General features: G+C 41.0%; 22 protein-coding genes, 1 pseudogene and 1 riboswitch. Of the genes and pseudogenes, 8 read left to right on the plus strand and 15 right to left on the minus strand.

Annotated features, from left to right (window positions below):
- Positions 1 to 7 precede the first annotated feature (7 nt).
- On the plus strand, positions 8 to 97 hold the full coding sequence (locus HRJ06_RS02220; protein WP_338421047.1) for an IS3 family transposase: 90 nt from the start codon (positions 8 to 10) through the stop codon (positions 95 to 97).
- Positions 98 to 161: 64 nt separating this feature from the next.
- On the opposite strand, the gene HRJ06_RS02225 is transcribed toward HRJ06_RS02220, so the two are convergent.
- The 4 genes from HRJ06_RS02225 to HRJ06_RS02240 form a co-directional block, all read right to left on the minus strand.
- Positions 162 to 1511: a glucose-6-phosphate isomerase gene (locus HRJ06_RS02225; RefSeq protein WP_174728179.1), complete on the minus strand. Its 1350-nt coding sequence runs from the start codon at positions 1509 to 1511 to the stop codon at positions 162 to 164.
- 161 nt (positions 1512 to 1672) lie between these two features.
- Positions 1673 to 2428 carry a class D sortase gene (locus tag HRJ06_RS02230; protein WP_174728182.1) on the minus strand — a complete coding sequence of 252 codons (756 nt, stop codon included), beginning with the start codon at positions 2426 to 2428 and terminating at the stop codon, positions 1673 to 1675.
- A gap of 66 nt (positions 2429 to 2494) precedes the next feature.
- Entirely contained in the window at positions 2495 to 4417 is a 1923-nt protein-coding gene (locus tag HRJ06_RS02235; protein ID WP_174728185.1) for an LPXTG cell wall anchor domain-containing protein, read from the minus strand.
- A gap of 183 nt (positions 4418 to 4600) precedes the next feature.
- Positions 4601 to 4701: riboswitch (cyclic di-GMP riboswitch) on the minus strand.
- Positions 4702 to 4858: 157 nt separating this feature from the next.
- Positions 4859 to 6022 carry an iron-containing alcohol dehydrogenase gene (locus HRJ06_RS02240; protein ID WP_174728189.1) on the minus strand — a complete coding sequence of 388 codons (1164 nt, stop codon included), beginning with the start codon at positions 6020 to 6022 and terminating at the stop codon, positions 4859 to 4861.
- A gap of 144 nt (positions 6023 to 6166) precedes the next feature.
- On the opposite strand from HRJ06_RS02240, the gene HRJ06_RS02245 reads away from it, so the two are divergent.
- The gene (locus HRJ06_RS02245) at positions 6167 to 6400 is read left to right on the plus strand and encodes a DUF378 domain-containing protein (protein ID WP_174728192.1); all 234 of its coding nucleotides are present in this window, start codon (positions 6167 to 6169) and stop codon (positions 6398 to 6400) included.
- 290 nt (positions 6401 to 6690) lie between these two features.
- On the opposite strand, the gene HRJ06_RS02250 is transcribed toward HRJ06_RS02245, so the two are convergent.
- From HRJ06_RS02250 to HRJ06_RS02265, 4 genes are all read right to left on the minus strand, one after another.
- Positions 6691 to 7884: an ornithine--oxo-acid transaminase gene (locus tag HRJ06_RS02250; RefSeq protein ID WP_197969818.1), complete on the minus strand. Its 1194-nt coding sequence runs from the start codon at positions 7882 to 7884 to the stop codon at positions 6691 to 6693.
- A 149-nt stretch (positions 7885 to 8033) separates the two neighbouring features.
- Positions 8034 to 8435 carry a S1 domain-containing post-transcriptional regulator GSP13 gene (gene yugI, locus HRJ06_RS02255; RefSeq protein WP_174728195.1) on the minus strand — a complete coding sequence of 134 codons (402 nt, stop codon included), beginning with the start codon at positions 8433 to 8435 and terminating at the stop codon, positions 8034 to 8036.
- Between the two features lie 131 nt (positions 8436 to 8566).
- Positions 8567 to 10240: a hypothetical protein gene (locus HRJ06_RS02260; protein WP_174728198.1), complete on the minus strand. Its 1674-nt coding sequence runs from the start codon at positions 10238 to 10240 to the stop codon at positions 8567 to 8569.
- Entirely contained in the window at positions 10233 to 10790 is a 558-nt protein-coding gene (locus HRJ06_RS02265) for an RNA polymerase sigma factor (protein ID WP_174728202.1), read from the minus strand. Before HRJ06_RS02265 ends, HRJ06_RS02260 begins: the two co-directional genes overlap by 8 nt.
- Before the next feature lie 208 nt (positions 10791 to 10998).
- On the opposite strand from HRJ06_RS02265, the gene HRJ06_RS02270 reads away from it, so the two are divergent.
- Together HRJ06_RS02270 and HRJ06_RS02275 are read left to right on the plus strand one after the other, a co-directional pair.
- Positions 10999 to 12342, plus strand: a complete 1344-nt coding sequence (locus HRJ06_RS02270; protein WP_174728205.1) for a sodium-dependent transporter — start codon at positions 10999 to 11001, stop codon at positions 12340 to 12342.
- A 96-nt stretch (positions 12343 to 12438) separates the two neighbouring features.
- Positions 12439 to 12624 (plus strand): annotated as a pseudogene (locus HRJ06_RS02275) (helix-turn-helix domain-containing protein); the annotation flags it as partial.
- Positions 12625 to 12889: 265 nt separating this feature from the next.
- Here the strand turns inward: HRJ06_RS02275 and HRJ06_RS02280 are convergent.
- Together HRJ06_RS02280 and HRJ06_RS02285 are read right to left on the minus strand one after the other, a co-directional pair.
- Positions 12890 to 14059: an aminotransferase gene (locus HRJ06_RS02280; protein WP_174728211.1), complete on the minus strand. Its 1170-nt coding sequence runs from the start codon at positions 14057 to 14059 to the stop codon at positions 12890 to 12892.
- Complete coding sequence (locus tag HRJ06_RS02285; RefSeq protein ID WP_174728214.1) at positions 14059 to 14559, minus strand: Lrp/AsnC family transcriptional regulator; 501 nt, start codon at positions 14557 to 14559, stop codon at positions 14059 to 14061. The genes HRJ06_RS02280 and HRJ06_RS02285 overlap by 1 nt, the downstream gene beginning before the upstream one ends.
- A 180-nt stretch (positions 14560 to 14739) precedes the next feature.
- Here HRJ06_RS02285 and HRJ06_RS02290 point away from each other — a divergent pair, with 180 nt between their 5' ends.
- Complete coding sequence (locus HRJ06_RS02290) at positions 14740 to 15567, plus strand: alpha/beta fold hydrolase (protein ID WP_174728217.1); 828 nt, start codon at positions 14740 to 14742, stop codon at positions 15565 to 15567.
- Positions 15568 to 15633: 66 nt separating this feature from the next.
- On the opposite strand, the gene HRJ06_RS02295 is transcribed toward HRJ06_RS02290, so the two are convergent.
- Positions 15634 to 15894 (minus strand): DUF1871 family protein, encoded by a 261-nt coding sequence (locus HRJ06_RS02295; protein WP_174728219.1) that lies wholly within the window; start codon positions 15892 to 15894, stop codon positions 15634 to 15636.
- An 82-nt stretch (positions 15895 to 15976) separates the two neighbouring features.
- On the opposite strand from HRJ06_RS02295, the gene HRJ06_RS02300 reads away from it, so the two are divergent.
- Positions 15977 to 17146 carry a MalY/PatB family protein gene (locus HRJ06_RS02300; protein ID WP_174728222.1) on the plus strand — a complete coding sequence of 390 codons (1170 nt, stop codon included), beginning with the start codon at positions 15977 to 15979 and terminating at the stop codon, positions 17144 to 17146.
- Positions 17147 to 17737: 591 nt separating this feature from the next.
- Positions 17738 to 18127: a hypothetical protein gene (locus tag HRJ06_RS02305; RefSeq protein WP_174728226.1), complete on the plus strand. Its 390-nt coding sequence runs from the start codon at positions 17738 to 17740 to the stop codon at positions 18125 to 18127.
- A gap of 62 nt (positions 18128 to 18189) precedes the next feature.
- Here HRJ06_RS02305 and HRJ06_RS02310 read toward each other — a convergent pair whose 3' ends face one another.
- From HRJ06_RS02310 to HRJ06_RS02320, 3 genes are all read right to left on the minus strand, one after another.
- Entirely contained in the window at positions 18190 to 18642 is a 453-nt protein-coding gene (locus HRJ06_RS02310; RefSeq protein WP_174728229.1) for a hypothetical protein, read from the minus strand.
- Between the two features lie 372 nt (positions 18643 to 19014).
- Positions 19015 to 19218, minus strand: a complete 204-nt coding sequence (locus HRJ06_RS02315) for a hypothetical protein (protein WP_174728232.1) — start codon at positions 19216 to 19218, stop codon at positions 19015 to 19017.
- A 43-nt stretch (positions 19219 to 19261) separates the two neighbouring features.
- Entirely contained in the window at positions 19262 to 20008 is a 747-nt protein-coding gene (locus tag HRJ06_RS02320; protein ID WP_174728235.1) for a peptidylprolyl isomerase, read from the minus strand.
- A gap of 118 nt (positions 20009 to 20126) precedes the next feature.
- Here HRJ06_RS02320 and kapB point away from each other — a divergent pair, with 118 nt between their 5' ends.
- Complete coding sequence (gene kapB, locus HRJ06_RS02325; protein ID WP_174728238.1) at positions 20127 to 20507, plus strand: kinase-associated lipoprotein KapB; 381 nt, start codon at positions 20127 to 20129, stop codon at positions 20505 to 20507.
- A gap of 62 nt (positions 20508 to 20569) precedes the next feature.
- Here the strand turns inward: kapB and kapD are convergent, their stop codons facing one another.
- Positions 20570 to 21190, minus strand: coding sequence for a 3'-5' exonuclease KapD (gene kapD, locus HRJ06_RS02330; RefSeq protein ID WP_174728241.1), 621 nt, complete (start codon positions 21188 to 21190; stop codon positions 20570 to 20572).
- Positions 21191 to 21277: the final 87 nt, after the last annotated feature.

The following is a 21277-nucleotide window of genomic DNA, read 5'->3' on the forward strand; positions in this document are numbered from 1 at the left end:
AGACCGTGTGATTGAAGATTATAACTGTCAACGGTATCAATGGGGATTAAAGAAAATGACCCCGGTACAATACCGGGATCATTTATTAGCAGCATAGGCACTTTTTATTAAAGTGTCCGAAATATGGGGCCTAGTTCACTTTTGAGACACCCTCTTTTCTTTTATTTAAGTCGTTTTTCTAACTCGGCTTTCTTTTCTTCAAATCCTGGTTTTCCAAGCAATGCAAACATATTCACCTTATAAGCCTCAACACCTGGCTGGTCAAATGGATTAACACCAAGCAGATAGCCGCTCATGGCACAGGCTTTCTCAAAGAAATAGGCAAGATAGCCAAAAGTGTATTCATTTAACTCTGGGATCTCCACAATTAAGTTTGGAACCCCGCCATCAGTATGAGCAAGCATCGTGCCTTCGAATGCCTTGTTATTAACAAAATCAACAGTTTTGCCGGCAAGATAATTTAATCCATCCAGATCACTTGTTTCTTCTTCAATGGTCAGTTCATGACGGGCTTTTTCAACCTTGATAACCGTTTCAAACAGGTCTCTCCTCCCCTCTTGAACATATTGTCCCATTGAGTGAAGATCAGTCGAAAAATTTGCTGATGCTGGGAAAATTCCTTTCTGGTCTTTTCCTTCACTTTCTCCAAATAACTGTTTCCACCATTCAGAAAAATATTGAAGTGCTGGTTCATAATTAATTAGCATCTCAATCGTTTTGCCTTTGTTATAAAGAACATTTCGGACAGCCGCATACTGGTACGCTATATTTTCTTCTAGTTCAGACTTACTGAAGTCTTCTCTTGCCTTGGCTGCACCCTGCATCATCTGCTCAATATCAGCACCACCGACTGCAATAGGCAATAGACCAACTGCTGTTAAAACAGAATAGCGCCCTCCAACATCATCCGGGATAATAAAGGATTCATACCCTTCTTCATCAGCCAGCGTTTTTAGAGCTCCTCTAGCCTTATCCGTTGTAGCAAAAATTCGGCGGCGCGCTTCCTCGATACCATATTTCTCTACAAGCAGTTTTTTGAAAATCCGGAATGCAATTGCTGGTTCTGTTGTTGTTCCAGACTTTGAAATAACATTAACAGAAAAGTCTTTGCCATTTAGCAAATCCATTAAGTCTTTCATATAGGAAGAACTGATATTATTTCCTGCGAAAATGATTTGCGGGGTGGATCGCTTTTCTTTTGGAAGAGCATTATAAAAACTATGCTGCAAAAGTTCCAAGGCTGCCCTAGCACCCAGATAAGATCCTCCAATTCCAATAACGACTAAAACATCAGAATCTTTTTTAATTTTTTCAGCAGCTTTTTGAATGCGAGAGAATTCTTCTTTGTCATAATCAACAGGAAGGTCAATCCAGCCTAAATAATCACTTCCTGCACCGGTTTGTTCGTGAAGTGAATGATGGGCAACTTTCACAAAATCCCTTAAATATGTAACCTCATGCTCACCAAAGAAATCGAGAGCCTTTGAGTAATCAAAACGCACATGTGTCATCTCTGATCCTCCATTAATTTTTATTTCTTTCTCACTTTATCGAAACGTGTGCCAAGAATCAAGGAACACCCACATTGTAAGCGTGTCCAATTGTGAAGCTTTTTTAACATTGACTTTTATACTTTTCCTACTCCTTGAAGACTCGACTTTTTCTCTGTCAATCAGTTAATCCTCTCTGCTTTAACAATTAGCCGGTGTGTAGCCGTTTCAATCGGCGTACATGTAATAAGCGTGAGTGTCTCGGTGTCTTTACCAGTGCTTCCTAGAACAGAAACATCAGAGGGCGTGACTACTTGGGTGCTGGTAACTTTATATTGAATTGTCTGCTCCTTATTCCTAACGCTTATGATGTCACCTGAATCGAGTTCATCTAACCGGTTGAACATTTTTCCATACGAACGGCTGCGGTGGGCTGCTATCGCAGCATTTCCACCCTCTCCAGGAAAAACCGTCCCACTTAAATGGCCAGCTCCAACATCCAAATTCTGCATAGTAGCCCCTGCAAGGATGGGAAGCTTTACACTAATCTTTGAAATCTCAAGGATGCCCAGCATTCTAGAAGTTTGAGAGTTTGCTTCGGCAGTCGGACTTGCCATTTGCGTTTCTGCTTCTGGTTTTGTGACCATTCTTACCCCTTCTGTGTCTGTCTTTTCTTTAATCTTTGATTGATCATCTTCCACTGTGACGTCTTCCTGCGGTTGAGAAGAATAATCCACAAATACTTTGTCCAGCTTGGCATAGCTTTCTTGCGCAGATTCGGCATTTCCTGAAGCCTCCGCCCTTAAAGATGGGTCATTATTATCCCATGCTTCAATTAACTTATCCTGCTGATATTCAAAGTAGAAATCGATGGCCGAAGGGTAAAAGAATACTGCTATTCCACTAGCTATTAATAGAAAAGATACTAGTTTTCTCATCCAATCACCTCTTTTTTTGGTAAAAAAATAGAGGGGAAAGAATTCCCCTCTATTTCACCTGCATTATTAAACCGATGTCTTTCTGAAACGAAGCATAGCTCCGGCTGCAGCAAGTAAAGATCCTAACACATAAAACATCATGTTACTTTTCTCTCCTGTTTGTGGGAGTACCCCATCACTGTACTTGTCCCCTTGAGAGCCATCAGAATCGTTTACTTCTCCCCCATTATCAGCATCCTCGCCTCCAGGCGTCCCTGCTTCATCTGCTTCATCTTCTTCATTACCTTGTTTTGTGCCTTCCCCGTTTTTATCTTCTTCTGGAACTTCAGTTGCTTCGTCTTCCTTACCGTCATTATCTGGTGTTCCATCTTGGTTATTTTCATCCTCAGATACTTCACAGTCTTCCAGCCAATAGTTGATTGTTCCTTCGGCTTCGGTTCCGAGGTCTAGCCTCAAATTATCTGGGTGGAACTCTGTTTCTTCTCCAGCGACTGTAATCACCTTAAATCCTCTAACCTCTTCCTTGATATACTTCCCACCGTCTGGGTACGTATATATGGAGGAGTTTCCCGGGTTTTCCATCGAATGCCATTCACCTTTCAGGTTAACGAGCACCTTGCTAATTAGGTCAATGCATTCGTTTAAATGCAGGTGTATTTGTGTGTTTCTTGTATTGTCGTCATTTGCTGGTGGTTCTTCAGTCTCTTGATCGTTGTTATTTTCATTATTGGTCCCGCCGTCTGAATCCTCTGTTTTCTCGCATGTATCTTGCCAGTAATTAATAGTTCCTTCTGCTTCTTTTCCTACGTCTAATCTCAAACTTTCTGACAGGATCTCTGTTTCTTCTCCATCTGCTGTAACCACCTTAAACCCAACAACGTCTTCCTTGATATAAGTACCATCATCTGGGTACGTATATATTGGGGAATTGCCCGGATTAGCCATCTCATGCAATTCACCTTTCAGGTTAACGAGCACCTTGCTGATTTGATCAATACATGCATTTAAATGCAAGTTAATTTGTGTTTCTACTGTGTTGTCACTAGCTGGTGTTTCTTCAGTCTCTTCAGGTTCTTGGCCTGGGGTGTCAGTTTGTTCTTCAGTCTCTTGATCGTTGTTATTTTCATTATTGGTCCCGCCGTCTGAATCCTCTGTTTTCTCACATGTATCTTGCCAGTAATTAATAGTTCCTTCTGCTTCTTTTCCCACGTCTAATCTCAAACTATCTGAATGGATCTCTGTTTCCTCTCCATCTTCTGTAACCACCTTAAACCCAACAACGTCTTCCTTGATATAAGTACCATCATCTGGGTACGTATATATTGGGGAATTGCCCGGATTAGACATCTCATGCAATTCACCTTTCAGGTTCACGAGTACCTTGCTGATTTGATCAATACATGCATTTAAATGCAAATGGATTTCGGTTTTAACGTTAAGAGCATTGGTAATCTCTCCTGAAGCCTCTTCATTGTCTTCTAGTTCCTCACTCTCTTTCCCCTGAGATTTTTCATTAGATTCCTGCGTTGTCGTTTCTCCATTCTCCGCAGATTCATTGTTCTCACTAACAATGGGTTCTTCAACTTTTTCTTGATTTTCATTAATCAGGGCAGTTTCAGTTTCATCTGAGTCTTGGCCTTCAGTATTTAGGATTTCTTTACTTTCCAATGACTTTTGATCATCACTAACCATTGGTTCTTCAATTTCTATTGACACCTCATCATCATTAACTATTGCCTCTCCAGTTTCTATTGACACCTCATCATCATCAACTATTGCCTCTCCAGTTTCTATTGACACCTCATCATCATTAACTATTGCCTCTCCAGTTTCTATTGGCACCTGATTTTCATTGTTTTCATCAATGTTTGCTGAGTTGTTCCCACTATCATTCTCATTAGCTAATGCTCCACTGGCAGGCAATAAAGTAAATAAAACAAGGAAAATAGTAAGCAAAATCGATGCCTTTTTAACAAAATTTTTGGTCAATGTGTTTCCCCTCTTTCAGTTTTTTTGAAAAAGTCCGCACTTAACAGGCGGAATATTCTGTATTTTTATTCCGAAAATAGCCTCCTTCCCAGGACTCCTTATATTTATTTCAAAGGATTCATTGAATCCGGTTTACCCTTTTTGGACAACAAAAAAAGCTGCCAGGGACTAATGTAGCTTATCCATGGCAGCCGGACGATCATAGTAATTGTTTCATTTAGAAACATTACCGTAGACTCCAAACTTTGCGTCCCATCTTTTCAGATGGTTTGCGATTTACATGAAGTATGATGAATATTTTTTCCTTATGTAGGAAGTGTTAGTTTGTCTTTCGCCTTACAGTTATAAAAATTACCCAGCAACTTAGCAGGTAAACCAAAAATTTAAGTTTTTTTTAAAAAGTCAAAAAAACCCGACAAGATTCTGCCAGGTTCTCAAAAATTATAATGAAGCTTTATAAATTTCTAACACATCTTCTCGCTTTAATTTCGCAAAGTTGCCAAACTCTCCATTCACCATTGCTTTATCAGCCATGACGTCAAGTTTGCTATCATCGATATCATAATCAGCAAGTCGTGATGGTGCACCAATGCTATCCCAGAATTCACGAAGCTTCTCTATTCCTTCCAGTCCAGCTTCTTCATCTGTTTTTCCTTCAGCATTCACTCCGAAGACACGGACGGCAAGCTTTTTGAAACGCGCCGGCTTTACTTTCAGATTGTGCTTCATCCAGTTGGGGAATAAGATGGCCAGGCCCCCTCCGTGAGGAATATCATAAACTGCAGACACTGCATGTTCGATATTGTGAGTAGCCCAATCCCCTTGATAACCCATAGAAAGCATTCCATTTAAAGCCATTGTGCCGGAATATAGGACTGTGGCACGGTGTTCGTAGTTCTCAAGATCTTCAAGGAGCTTGGGTGCGGTTTCCATCACTGTCAATAACAAGGATTCACACATCCGATCCTGCAGAAGAGTACTTTCCTCCAAGTGGAAATAATGCTCAAATACATGTGTCATCATATCAACAATCCCGTAGATTGTTTGGTCCCGTGGTACGGTAAAAGTATTGACTGGATCCAGGATTGAAAATTTCGGGAAGACAGCAGGACTGCCCCAGCCGTACTTCTCATTTGTTTCCCAATTTGTAATTACCGAACCTGCATTCATTTCCGACCCCGTAGCTGCAAGGGTTAACACCGTTCCGAATGGAAGGGCTTTTTTGGCCGCCGCTTTTCTGGTGACAAGATCCCAAGGATCACCATCATACATTGCCCCCGCAGCAATCGCCTTTGTACAGTCAATCACACTTCCGCCGCCAACAGCCAAAAGGAATTCTATTCTCTCAGTTTTACAAATTTCAACCCCTTTGCGGACAGTCGTTAAGCGTGGATTCGGCTCAACTCCTGAAAGTTCGTGAACTTCGGCGCCAAGCTCATTTAATTGCTTAAGAACATTATCATATAATCCATTTCTCTTAATGCTTCCACCACCGTACACAAGTAAGACCTTTTTTCCATGCCTGCCTACTTCCTTACCTAACTGCCGTAGCTGGTCTTTTCCGAATATTAATTTAGTTGGATTCCAAAATGTGAAATTATCCAAATCATTCACCTTCCTTTTTCGTTATTATTATCTGTTACTTGCATCTGTAATGCAAAAATTACGTTTTATTTCCTTTTCCATGCATGCATAAATTTGAACTCAATGCACAAACCTATAACGAAGCCATCTAAAGGAGGAAACTACATGAGTACCATACAACGTATTGCACTAGTCCTTACCGTAATCGGCGCCGTTAACTGGGGATTGGTTGGATTTTTCCAATTCGACCTCGTAGCCGCAATTTTTGGAGGGCAGACATCTGCTTTAGCCAGAATTATCTATGGTTTAGTCGGTATCGCTGGCTTAATCAATATTGGGCTATTGTTCGCACCAAGTGAACAAGCAGAAAAATCTCCTGAAACTAGACCAACCAGATAAGCTAAGCCGACTGCTTAGAAACATAGAACTGAAGCCTTCTAAAAAGGGATATTTCTTAGGGTTGGCTGCAGTTTCTTGAAATTCTAGGAGGCGCAGCTAGACAATAGATAATATGAGCGCCTTAAACAGCATTCAAACAAAGTCTCCTGCACAGCTGCGAGGCCGCTGCTAATTTGCAGGTATACTATTTTAGATGTCCGCTAAGAAAAAGCCGATTTCCTTCCAAATATTCGGAAGGAGATCGGCTTTTTGATATTAATGTCTACATGTCCCTTTATCTCCTGCAGTGGTCAGGATAGAACTAATTTAATGCGTTCAATTGCCCAATCAAGGTCTTCTTCACTGATTACTAACGGAGGAGCGAACCGGATAACTGTATCATGTGTCTCTTTACATAATAGTCCCTGTTCTTTCAATTCCTCACAATATTTCCGGGCCGGTTCGGTCAGTTCTACTCCAATAAATAGACCGCGGCCCCTGACTTCCTTAATTTTAGGGTTCTTAATTTCAGTCAGTTGTTTAATGAAATACTCTCCAAGCCTCAATGAGCGCTCGGAAAGATCCTCATTCAAGAGCACATCCAAGGCAGCAATGGATACAGCACAGGCCATTGGGTTCCCGCCAAATGTTGATCCGTGTGATCCAGGGTTGAAAACTCCAAGTATATCACTGTCAGCTGCAACGCAAGAGATTGGGAAAACCCCACCGCCTAAGGCTTTACCCAATATGTACATATCAGGCTCGACATCTTCCCATTCACAGGCAAACATTTTACCTGTACGTGCAAGGCCCGCCTGAATTTCATCAGCAATAAATAGCACGTTTTTCTCCTTGCAAGTCTCAAGTGCTTTTTTCATAAAGCCTTGCGGCGGAATGACAATCCCTGCTTCTCCTTGAATTGGCTCAATTATAAAAGCAGCTGTATTTGGCGTAATAGCTTCCTCCAGCGCATCAAGGTCACCGTATGGAATAAGTTTAATTCCTGGAAGCATCGGACCAAATCCTCGTTTATACTCTTCCTCTGATGACAATGAAACTGCAGTCATGGTCCTGCCATGGAAATTCCCAACACAGGCAATGATTTCCGCCTGGTTTTCTGCTACGCCTTTGACATCATAAGCCCAGCGGCGTGCTGCCTTAACAGCCGTTTCAACAGCTTCAGCACCGGTATTCATTGGAAGAGCCATTTCCTTATTAGTCAGCTTACAAACCTTTTCGTACCAAGGGCCAAGCTGATCATTATGAAAAGCACGCGAGGTTAAAGTGACCCTGTCAGCCTGATCTTTTAGCGCTTCAATAATTTTAGGGTGGCAGTGGCCCTGATTGACCGCAGAATAGGCACTAAGCATATCCATATATTTATTACCTTCGGGATCTTCTACCCAGACGCCTTTTGCTTTTGAAATGACGATTGGCAAAGGGTGATAGTTTGGAGCACCATATTTTTCAGTTTGCTCAATTAAAGAGTTTGATTTGTTAGCCATAAGAATCCTCCGTTCCAATAGAATGGTCTAGATATTATCTATTGTAACCCCTGAAAGCGATTGTATAAAATCATGGGCTTATCTAGGTTAATGGGTAATATTGGATGGTCTTAATCAAAAAAAAACCGGGAGGCCCGGTTTTTTGTGTCTTACTTCTTTAGGAGATCTTCACGTTCTGATTGGTCGATCCAGTCTTGAAGTTTATCCTTAAGTGTATTAAATCCCTGTGAGTTATCATCTTGATGAGTAACTGCAGCTGCAGGGCGCTTATTGCGTGGCTTTTTCGCTCTGGCAGGCTGTTCAGGTGCTTCTTCAGTTGCGCGGATTGAAAGCCCGATTTTTCCTGCTGCTTCATCAATTGATAAAACTTTCACGTTTACTTCGTCGCCCACTTTTAAATGGTCGTTAATATCTTTTACATATCCGTGTGTAATTTCGGAAATGTGAACAAGCCCTTGTGTATTTTCATCTAGTGCAACAAACGCTCCATAAGGCTGGATGCCTGTTACTTTACCTGTTACTACGCTTCCTACTTCAATCTTTTCTGACATGGGAACACTCCTAAATATGATTTAATTTATCACTTTTATACGCAATATAAAATTATATCACAGAAAGGAGGATTTATCAAAAAATTATGTCAGCAGGTTGTCGAAAAAAGGCACTCCTTGTCTCCCGGACTTTATTGCAGAGGCAGAAAATTAACCTTCCACACTCCATTTTCATGAGTCATACCAAACAACAATCCCTCCATATTATTATCAAAGCGAAGCCGGAGCCCTTTAATTTGGCGGCGATCCCCGTCAGTATAATATAAAGTAGCAAACCGGTAGCCTTCCAACGAGTCCGCTAAAGAAACAGGTTTCTCAGACTGATCTTCAATATAATCCTCCAGTGCTGGAAGCTGGGCAGCGTCAGAGTATAAAGCATACTTTGTCGAATAGTCCTTGATTGAATCGGCGTAATAATATAAGCGCATTATATTGAAGGGGCCAACTCCTATAAGGGCCTCCTCTGATTTTTCAGCCCTAAACGTTTCGTATACTTCCATCAACTGGTCTGAGAGAGGTAAAATGGGCTCTTCAATCGGTTTCATTCCAGCCTGCTGCAGATCTTTCGGCATGTTTAAATAGTCTGGAAGCAGAACAAGTTTTTCTTCAAAATTTAATGGTTTTTTATAACTGTTCAGCTTTAATGCTTCAAGCTCCACTTTTATTGCGGCAGCTGTTGAAAAAGACGGATATTCAGCAGTTACATAGCTATATGCGGCTCGAACCTCTGATTTCAATTCATTTTCCTTGAATAAGGAGTTAGAAGAGTGACCAAGTACAAAAAGCGGGTATAAAGAATGTCCAACATCTGATTTTATCCAGTCTTTAATTATAGAACTATTTGTACTACTATATAATTCCTCATACCGGACCAGCAAATCCCCGATCTCTTTCCAAGCTAAAATCAAGGTCCCATCATTTGTAAACACCTGTACGTCCTTCAAATGTAAAAACTCACGAAAGTCTGCAGGTAAAGCATCAGTTAATTTTTCGGCAATACCTTTATAGTCAATTTGCACCACTAGCTGCCCTTTTTCTGAAACTACCCTGTAGCCATTATCCTCTGCCCCTTGAACAAGAACGTTAATTACTTCTGATTCACCGCTTTGCAGCTGCTCAACTAGTGCAGCCTTCTCTGCTTCACTCAATTGCCCTAAATATAAAGATGACAACAAGTAATATTGATAGTGCCTTTTATATCCATCCAGTTTACTGAGTAATTTTTGGCCCTCGATTAATTGATCTGTTTTTTGACCGTTCGGATTTGACTCTATCTCTTTTATCAATTGGGCTGGAGTTGTAAATTCTTCGTCCATTAATTTGATTAGCCTTGACTTAAGATCAGCAAGATCCTCCTTGCTAGGTTCACGAATATGATTAACATTTGCTTCTTCTTCAATCAGCCTTGAACGAATCTCGCGGGCAATAAAAATCTCATCCGTCTCCATGCCAAGTTCTGTCTCGGCTTCCTCGTGTTTTTGATTGTAATATTCATTTAGCTCAATAAACGTTTTGTCAATTTCATTCTGATTTGCCAGAGCAGCCGAACTAGTGTGGGAATTTTCTGTCTCACTGCCTGGTGAGATTCCAAAATCCCCGGCGAATTGCATGAACAGAATACCTGCAATCATCCCTACTCCTATGAAACTCGCTACATAGGGAAGGTGATGCCACTGCTTGGGAAGTTTGCGTTTCTGCTCTGTTTTGATGGCTGCCAGAATTTCTCCTTTTCTTGTATCTTCTGGCATGTTGTCATAACTGTCCTTTAAGTTTGAAAGACGCTCTTCCAGCAACTTATCATCCATGAAACTTACCCTCCCTCTTTTCCGCATCAGCTAGCATTTTTTTTAAGTTCTCCTTGCCTCTCAATAACCTTGTTTTTACATTTGCTAGTGATAGGCCCAGGATATCACCGATTTCTTCGTATTTTTTTCCATGGAAGTAAAATAAGATAATCGGAATTCGATATTTTTCATCTAGTTTTTGAATGCAAAAATGAAGCAATTTGTCTTCCTCATTACGGAGAAGTTTTTCCTCAACTAGCACTGCTGCCGGCTTGGGTTCTTTCTTAAACTTAAGTACTTTACTTAGCTGGCGCTTTTGCTTACGTGAGAAGTCCCTTGTTACATTGAGTGTAATTTTATAAAGCCATGTCGTGAACTTGGCTTGTGAAAATTGATCAAGAAACCGGTATACTCTGACGAATACTTCCTGGGTGATGTCATCTATTTCCTCGTAGCGGTTTCCAAGCTGAAATGCAAATTTTCGGACAACTGGGGAATAGATATCAACAATCTCACCAAAGGCCTGCATGCTGCCATCCCGAGCTTTGCTTATCAACTCATCCTCTTTCATCCCCCCATACCCCCTTTATTCCTGCTCTATTGATTCCTAGAAACTGCGTGAGTTAGCAATCTCCCTTATATAACGCTGCTATTTATCATTTGTTTCATTTCTGGTTTAAATTTTTACCACTTTGCCTTTTATCAAAAAAACTACACTTTTCCCAAAATTCATAGTAACATTGAAAAATACTTTTCTGATATTGTAAAGGGGTTTTATTATGAACAAGCATGAACAATGGACTTCTAAGATTGGGTTTATCTTGGCTGCGGCCGGATCTGCTATTGGTCTCGGGGCTATCTGGAAGTTTCCTTATATGGCTGGTACAAACGGAGGCGGAATCTTTTTTGTTATCTTTCTACTTTTAACTATTTTTATCGGTGCTCCAATCTTGCTGGCTGAATTTATTATCGGTCGGAAAACCCAAAAAGACGCTGTGACCGCATACAGGAAATTGGCGCCAGGTACAGCGTGGCATTTGCTGGGTTACGGAGGAGTTGCGGTTTCATTTATTATTCTGTCATTCTACAGTGTAGTGGGAGGCTGGATTCTTTCCTATCTCATACGAAGCTTCACTGGTACTCTCTCAGGACTAAGCCAGGAGGAGTACGGATCTAGGTTCGAAAGTATTATAGCGAACCCTGTTGAATCGGTAGTCGTTCAGCTCTTGTTTATGGTGCTGACTATCTGGGTTGTTCAGGGAGGAATACAAAAGGGGATTGAACGTGCTAGCAGATACATGATGCCTGCATTGTTTATTTTGTTTATTATTCTTGCGATACGTTCGCTGACTTTAGAAGGAGCTTCAGAAGGTATAGAATTCTTTTTAAAACCTGATTTGGGAGCTGTTACTGGGGAAACCATTCTGCTTGCTATGGGGCAGTCCTTCTTTGCTTTGAGTGTTGGTATATCTGTAATGGTCACTTATGCCTCTTATCTTTCCTCGCAGGAGAACCTTACTCGTTCTGCTTTTTCAGTAGTGGGCTTAAACATTCTAATTTCAATGCTTGCCGGCCTTGTCATTTTCCCAGCTGTCTTCGCACTTGGATTGGAACCAACTGCTGGTCCTGGGCTTGTATTTGTTGTTCTGCCAGCCGTGTTTGATCAGCTAGCCTTTGGCGGTATATTTTTGACAGTATTTCTTGTGCTTTTATTATTCGCTACTTTAACTTCAGCCTTTTCAATATTGGAAATTGTCGTAGCAGTAATCGCAAAAGGAGACCAGCGAAAACGAAAGATTACGGCATGGGCAGCAGGGATCCTAATTTTCTTGACGGGTGTCCCAAGTGCTCTTTCGTTCGGAATATGGTCTGATGTAAGTATATTTGGAAAATCAATCTTTGACTTTGCCGATTTTATTGCCAGCAATATCGGACTTCCTCTTGGCGCATTGCTGATTTCACTGTTTGTCGGCTATCGCCTTCCGAGAAATCTTGTCAGAGCAGAGCTTGAACTTGGCGGAAAAACTTCTGGAATCTTTTTTGATATATGGTATTTCTCAATTCGTTATATAGTGCCTGTAGGAATATTCCTTGTATTTCTACAATCAATAGGGCTACTTTAGGGAATGTTAACCAAATGTTCAAGAAAGAATGGCATGGCAGTATCCTTTTTATGATAAAATAGCAAATAAAGGATCTTTGCAAAGGGGTGAAAAACCATGTCTGCAATTGGTCAAAACATTCAAATGTGCCGTGAACGGGTAAACATGTCTCAGGAAGAGCTGGCTCTTAAAGCACGGATTGGAACTGGCACCATTCAGCGGTATGAATCAGGTGAGAAAATCCCTGACACACAAACACTCCTAAAGCTGGCTACCATTTTAGATGTTCCAGCTTCAGAACTGACAATGGATCATAGTTCAGTCAACACATAATGAAACTGGTAAATAAAAATAAATTTTAGATGTATTGTATAAATCTAGGGAAATTAGGTTATCCTTTTATCATAAGGCTTTCTAGTATTCCCCCCTTTGAAGAGGGCATTCGAAAACGAATGCCCTCTTTTTTTTATGAAATTTTCTATTATTCGCAGCGATCTGCTCAAACTCATTTGAGCGGAACTTGAGCGATCCACTAAGGTTTTTTTGATAAAATTTTGTAAACAGCTGTTTAACGATTATTATCCAAAAAATGTTTAATCCTCTTTACAGCCTCCTGTAATTGTTCCAAAGACGAGGCGTAGGAGCATCTGATAAAACCTTCTCCGCTCTCACCGAAAACACTTCCCGGAACGACAGCAACTTTCTCTTCAAGAAGCAGCTTCTCTGCGAATTCTTCTGAACTCAGCCCTGTCGATTGAATAGAAGGAAAAGCATAAAATGCACCACCAGGATTGTGGCAGTCCAACCCTAGTTCATTAAAGCTGTTAATAAGATAATTGCGCCTGCGCCTGTAGCTTTTCCTCATGTCGATAACATCTAGTGTTCCAGTTTTGAGAGCCTCAAGCGCTGCATGCTGGGCCATAGTGGGAGCACACATCATCGCGTATTGATGGATTTTCAGAATAGAGGCCGCTATATCCTCTGGTGCACATACATAGCCAAGCCGCCAGCCGGTCATCGCAAAGCCTTTTGAAAAGCCAGAAATTAAAATCGTTCTTTCACGCATTCCCGGAATAGCAGCCATACTCGTATAAGTTTCATCATAAACAAGCTCAGCATAAATTTCGTCCGAAATAACAAGCAGATCATGCTTCTCTGCCAACCTGCCCACCTGCTCTAATTCCTGTTTATTAAGCATCGTTCCCGTTGGATTATTGGGTGAGCAGAGGAGAATGGCTTTGGTCCTCTTTGATATTTCCTTTTCAAGATCAGCAGGATCGATTTTAAAGTCATTCTCTTTTTTTGTTTGAACAGGGATGGGAGTTCCTCCTGCCAGAGTAACGAGCGGGCTGTAAGAAACAAAGCACGGCTCAATCACAAGCACTTCATCACCCGGATCCAGAATAGCCCTTAATGCTAAGTCAATTGCCTGGCTGGCACCAACTGTGACCACAATTTCCGATTCAGGAGCGTATACTGCCTGAAAGCTATTTTCGAGATAGCTGCTAATTCCCTGCCTTAACTCAAGCAGTCCAGCATTAGCGGTATATGACGTAAACCCTTCCTCAAGAGATAAGATCGCTGCTTCTCTTACAGTCCAGGGCGTAACAAAATCTGGTTCACCGACACCAAGGGAGACAACCCCCTCCATGCTTGACGCAAGGTCAAAAAATCGGCGGATTCCTGATGGTTTAAGTTGTTCAACTGTTTTGGATAAATAGGACTTTGTCTGTTTCATTAAGGAGACACCACAATCCGTTTGTCTTCTTCACCTTGCTCAAATATAGTCCCATCATGTTTATACTTTTTTAATATAAAATGAGTCGTAGTTGACAAAACCGAGTCTAGTGTCGACAGTTTTTGAGATACAAAACGAGCTACTTCATTCATGGAACGCCCTTCAATAATAACGGATAAATCATAGGCTCCAGACATGAGGTACACAGATTTCACTTCCTTGAAACGATAAATGCGCTTGGCTACTTCATCAAAGCCAACTCCCCGTTTTGGAGTAACTTTTACATCAATCATTGCTGTTACCCCTTCATGTCCATCAATCTTTGACCAATCAACTATTGAGGAATAACGCACAATTACTTTAAGATCTTCAAGCTTTTTGATTGCTGCATTGGTTTCTTCTATTTCAAGGCCTGCCATTGCAGCAAGATCCTCATTTGATATTCTAGAATCTCGTTCTAGGATTTCAACAATTTCTATTTCTTTATCAGTTAACAGCATGGGAATCCCCCTTAAATTTTTCATGAAAATATTAATATTATAACAGAATTATCTGACAAACTAACATATAACTTTTTAATTGAGACGTTGTTCTAAAATAACATGTGTGAAATTGGAAATGGCGGGAAAAATAAACAACAGTAAACTTTTCAGTCATTTTCTTTGGGGGTGAAGTCTTTTATGCTAGACGCTACTTTGCAAGAACAAAAAAATATTAATGGAATCCAAGTTTACTATGAGTACTTTCCACATTCTACATCATCTGAAACCCTTGTCCTGCTCCATGGATTTCTTTCCTCATCTTTTAGTTTCAGACACTTAATTCCGTTGTTGAAGGAAGATTTTAATATTGTATCAGTCGATTTGCCGCCATTTGGCAAGAGCGGGAAGTCAGCAGCTTATCAATATTCTTATCAAAATCACTCCGCAACAGTTGTGGCTCTTCTAAAGGATCTAGGGGTAGACTCATTTCATCTGGTTGGGCATTCGATGGGTGGACAAATCTCTTTAAATATTTGTTATTATCACCCTGAGAATGTAAAAAAAACAGTCCTATTATGCAGCTCCGGTTACTTAAAGAGGGCTAGCAAGCCCCTTGTCATTTCAAGCTACATCCCTTACTTTTACCTTTATGTAAAGTATTGGCTTGCCAAGTCAGGTGTGAAAAAGAATTTACAAAACGTTGTTTATAATCAGTCAATGATTAATGATGAAATGCTAAATGGATATATGGCCCCTTTTCTTGACGATGAGATCTTTAAAGGGCTGACAAGCATGATTCGCCATAGGGAGGGTGATCTTTCACCAGAAGCCTTAACAACAATCACTGTCCCATGCCTGCTGATTTGGGGTGAGCACGATCGCGTCGTCCCCTTAAAAACCGGACATAGGCTGCAAAAAGATCTGCAGAATGCTGAATTGATTGTCTTAAAGGATACTGGACATCTTGTTCCAGAGGAAAAACCAGAAAAAGTCCATGCTTATATAAAAGAATTTATTTCAGAATAAAGCCTTAGACATTTATTGATCTGTTGAGAGAAACAGTTGTTTATAGGATCACAGTCCCTCTTCGATTTATATGGAACAGGCGCCCTGATCTTTTACAGCAGCAAGCTGCATCGCGATTTCAAGGCATTCCTTTAAGGCAATTGTTTTTTCGAAAGAGAATTCATAAATGGCCTGTATTCTGACAGCAATTTGTCCTGTATCATCCAAATCATGAACAGCTTGAATAACGTCCGCGACTTCGGGAGCATAGTTCCCTTCACCAAAATCAAATGGATCCCACTTATCTAAAATTCGAACCATTTTTATATTAATTTCTTGTATATCCATTTGCTCACCCTTTATCATTTAACTTTTTTGTGTTCATATCTTATCATAAGAGCAAGACAAATAAAATAAAGGCGGTGACAAAATGTCTATCGTGGATTTTAATCAAAAGATAAACCGGGATAACACATCATCGGTTAAATGGGAAATGACAGAGACATTATTTGGTTCAGCCGACATTCTGCCAATGTGGGTCGCTGACATGGATTTCCTTCCCCCTGCAGAAGTAAATGAAGCAATTAGCACACGGGCTGAACATGGTATTTACGGATATACATTTATTCCGCCAAGCACAGCCAAGGCGATCACAGGATGGGTAAAAAAGCAGCATGGCTGGGATATCCCTCCCTCGTGGCTGCTGTATAGTACCGGAGTCGTACCGGCTATAGGAATGGCCATTCAGGCATACACAGAGCCTGGTGATCGGGTTTTAGTACAGTCTCCAGTTTATACACCTTTTTTTAGTATGATCGAGAACAATGACCGAGTAGTTGAGAATTCTCCACTAGTGCTGGAAAACGGCCAATATAAAATTGATTTTGCGGACTTTGAAAGGCGACTGCAATCCGGTGTGAAATTATTTTTGCTGTGCAATCCACATAATCCCGGTGGAAGAGTATGGACCAAGGACGAGTTAACGAAGATAGGGAAACTTTGCCTTAAGTACAACTGTCTTATCCTCTCTGACGAAATTCACTCAGATCTCATCTATAAACCAAATAAGCATATCCCGATTGCTTCACTGGATAAGAGGTTTCAAGATATCGTGATAACATGTATCGCTCCAAGCAAAACCTTTAATCTTGCCGGCCTTCAAGCATCAGTAATTATTATACCGAATCAAAAGCTCCGGACCCTGTTAGAAGATCAGCAGAAGAAACAAGGTTTTTTCACTCTAAGTACTATTGCAATTGTTGGAATGGAGGCTGCCTACAGATATGGTGAGGCATGGCTTGAACAGCTGCTGGATCACCTAACAGAAAACCGGAACTTTGCCATTAATTTTATAAAAGAACATTTACCAAAAATAGAGGCTATCAATCCCGAGGGCACCTATCTTCTTTGGATTGACTGCCGGGATCTGGGCTTGAGTGATGATGAAATTAAAACATTGCTAATCCAAAAAGGAAAACTGGCACTAGAGCCCGGCCCTAAATATGGCCAAGGCGGCGATGGTTTTGTCCGGCTAAACTTCGCCTGCCCGCGTGAAACTCTAACAGATGGACTCAACCGCCTAAAAACCGCATTGACATAGAAAAGCGGAAGCGCCTTGTTCAGCCCCGACAAGCATAAGGCAGGGCCTGAATGAAGGCGCTTTTTGCCTTCAGTAAGGACATGACTTATGACTCAAGGGGCTAGGCGCTGCAGCTGGATATAGAAAAGCGGAGCCGACTGAACAGGGGCGACAGGCATAAGGCGAGCGCTGACAGAAGGCGTACTTTGCCTTCCGAAGCGATTGACTTATGACCCCGAGCCCCTAGGAGGCGCAGCTAGACATAGAAAACCGGAGCCGACTGCCCAGAAACGAGCAAACTGGAGATTCCGACCAAAGAAGCGGTCTTTGCTTCTGCCTGAGGAATTGAAGTTTGCCGAGTTTCTAGGAGGCGCAGCTAGACAAATAGAAAAGCGGAAGCGCCTTGTTCAGCCCCGACAAGCATAAGGCAGGGCCTGAATGAAGGCGCTTTTTGCCTTCAGTAAGGACATGACTTATGACTCAAGCTGCTCGAAACCTATCACTTCCCCGCAAGATACTAGATACTCAAGGTTGATGACTTGAGAATGAAAACTGGCTAGGCGCATCATCTATTCGGACAGTTCCCGCTGGATTTAGCTTCAGGCTGTCCGAATGCAGAGCTTATTCGGACAGTTCCCGCTGGATTTAGCTTCAGGCTATCCGAATGCAGAGCTTATTCGGACAGTTCCCGCTGGATTTACCTTCAGGCTGTCCGAATGCAGAGCTTATTCGGACAGTTCCCGCTGGATTTCCCTTCAGGCTGTCCGAATGACAGGCCTATTCGGACAGTTCCTGCTGGATTTAGCCTCAGACTGTCCGAATGACAGGCTTATTCGGACAGTTCCCGCTGGATTTACCTTCAGGCTGTCCGAATGCAGAGCTTATTCGGACAGTTCCTGCTGGATTTACCTTCAGGCTGTCCGAATGACAGGTCTATTCGGACAGTTCCTGCTGAATTTAGCTTCACGCTGTCCGAATGACAGGCTTATTCGGAAAGTATAGGACACCTATTTGAACCAAATAAAATATGGCATAAAAAAAGGAGTCCAGTCTGCTGGACTCCTTTAAGCTATGTGCTCCATTTCTAAAGCCTTATAATATGGCTGTAATGACTCGCTAATGATCGTGTCGACAAAGACTTGATTTAAATGCGAGGTGAAATTTCTAGCATATTCCCATGCATTCTCCTCGATTTTCAGCAATATTCTCGTTCTTTCAATTTCTGTTAAACATGTATCCAGCTGTTCTGAAAGATTTGCCAGATCCCCATCTTCCGCATGACCAATTTCATGAGCAAGCACTACAAGTGAATAGTCATAAAAGAAACTCTCTGAAGAAAAAATTTGTAAACATTGGGCTTTTATTTGTTCGATATACAGAGTAACAGTATGTGTCCCAAGGTTATATTTACCGCCAACTAAGCGGTTTTTAGGATAATTGGTTTCCAGTTTAATATGTACGGAACTGCCTGATCGTGAAAGTACCTCACTGACAAGCTTCTTTAAAGTTTCATCCAAGGCTCTCACCTGCCCTAATTAAAATTGCTGTTAGAGGACATTATAGCCGGAATTATAAAAAATAGAAATAATAATTCCCTGTTTTTCTGTATTGCAAACCATTTTTCATGAAAATTCTATAGAAAAAACAGAATTTTAAAAAGGTACTGCTGTCGGTGAGAAGATAGTCTCAAAAAAATGAGCTTACGGTATAAAAAGCAAACAATAATACTACTAAAATAAAAGCAAAAAAGCCCTAAACGGCGAGATAACCTGCAGCTCTAAAATATAATCACGCTAGCATTACTTCTATACATACACATTCATCTTGATGGGGCCCATGAAACTCTAAGCTTCTGGCTACTGGAAAGCCGTAATGATTTCTAAGCTGTCCTAGTCCTTTTCTTGATTTGTCTTCAACAACTCTTCTTCAAACTTTTTCGCCTTTTCTGCTTCCCTGTTGGAAACCCTTATAATATATCTCATGGCTGCAATTGCCCCGATCAAAAAGATGACACATGTTATTGCAGCGGGTAAATATTCAGATTTATCTTCAGGAAAATACAAAAATAGTGAAAGTACAAATCCACCTATCATCCTCGGCTTCTTCCTTTCTGTAGAGAAATTTGCCTTTGCTTGATTATTGAATGACTGTAACCTTTTTAATAACTACATCTTCCAATGGTTTATCTTTAGTTTCAGCTTCTGTTGAGACAGGTACTGACGCAATTTTATCAACCACATCCATTCCCTCAACCACTTGGCCGAAAACAGTATGGCCAAAATCAAGCCATGCAGCTCCCCCATTTTCATAAGCCGAGAGGATCTCTGCAGGATATCCTGCTTTCTCCATCTGGCCTTTCAATCCCTCATCGAGCGGAGATTGATTTTGAACGATGAAAAACTGACTCCCATTTGTGTTTGGACCCGAGTTTGCCATTGACAAAGCCCCTCGAATGTGGAAAAGGCTTGTTGAGAATTCATCCTCAAATGGCTCACCATAACTACTTTCTCCACCCCCGCCGGTCCCCTCAGGATCTCCTCCCTGAATCATGAAATCATTCATAACACGGTGGAAGGTAAGCCCTTCATAATAACCATTCTTACTGTGAGCAATAAAATTCTCAACCGTTTTAGGGGCATAGTCCGGGAATAACTTTATTTTAATGGTTCCAAAGGTAGTTTCCATTTCAACCAGTCTTTCGTTATCCTTAACTTCAGTTGATAATTGCGGATAATCCCCGTTGGTGACCATTTTACTATCTTCACTTTCAACTGCCTCACTGCCAGTATTACTAGAATTGTTTTTTTCATTATTAGAGCTTGTCCCGCATCCGGCCAATAGTACCATAAAGGCAAGCAACGAAACAAATAATCCCTTTTTCATATAACATCCCCCCAGTATACACTTTACTGCATTCTGCTTTATTTTGCACTTTGTTTTTCAATGAAAATCCTTCATAATGAAAGCAACCAAGTAGAGGAAAGAAACGGGAGGTTTTATTTTGGATGAATTTAAGATTGGCGATAAAGTAACCGCAATTTACAAAACAGGGAAGTACATCGGAGAAATAACAGATGTGCGGCCTCAGCATTATCTCGTACGTGTATTGGCTGTGATGAAACACCCCATGCAAGGAGATCTTCATAATCCCAAAGATGCAGATGTCACTTTCTTCCATGAAAGGCGAGCACTAGCCTATAGGGAACAGACTAATGTTCCAAAACAAATGGTAAAGCACTATGAGCAAGAAATCCCTGATTACCTTACTTCACTAAAAGAAGCAACTGAAAAATTAAAGGCAGAGTTAAACGAAAAAGCATCTGTTTGGTCAGAACGCAGTCTGCAGATGATCAGCAGCCTTGAAAAAGATTATTTTAAATAAGTTCTGTGCTATCAAGAGTTATACAAATCTAAAGCCAAACCACTCATCGGTGATTTGGCTTTTTATGCTAATTCATTTAACAGCTTTGAAAAATCAATTCTGTCTCCTATTGTGGTAGGCTGGTGTTTTTTTAGATATTGTTTATCTTTTTCTACTAACTTATAAATATGGAAAGTTGTCAAAGCATCATCCAGGGCGCGGTGATGTTTACCGGTACCTTCTCTGCCGTATTCCTGTACAGCTTTCCAGAGCCCCGTTTGATTTTGATCCCCAAAGAAACGCTTATATTCCATCGAAAGATCAATCTGTTTGCCGGAAAAAGGAAACTCAAGCTTAGCCTGTGCACAATTTTGCCGAAGTACCCTCATATCCATATTCCCCCATGTCACTACAGTGCAATCGTTCCCCTCGCAAATGCTTACAAACTTATCAACCAATTCAGCAAAGGAAATACCACTATTGACCTCTCCTTGTGTAATATGGAGAAAGGATTTACAGCGCTCGGTGAGCTTTGGGAACTTTTCAGGTCGAACATAGGAGGAAAACTCCTCTACTATTTTCCCTTCCTCGGTAACAACAATACCAGCTTCAATTATTTCCGGATAAAATCCGTAAAGTTTGCTTTTTCGATCAGGCATCGTAAATTCAAAATCAATAAATAGCACTTGTTTCCTTTCTCCCATACTTCACCAACTTCCAATCCAAATGTAGTATATATGAACGTATAATTTTTTAAAAATTAATGTTATTGGAATTTATTATAGCATGAA

The sequence above is a fragment of the Mesobacillus harenae genome, from assembly GCF_013343715.1.
Lineage (GTDB): Bacteria > Bacillota > Bacilli > Bacillales > Cytobacillaceae > Mesobacillus_A > Mesobacillus_A harenae.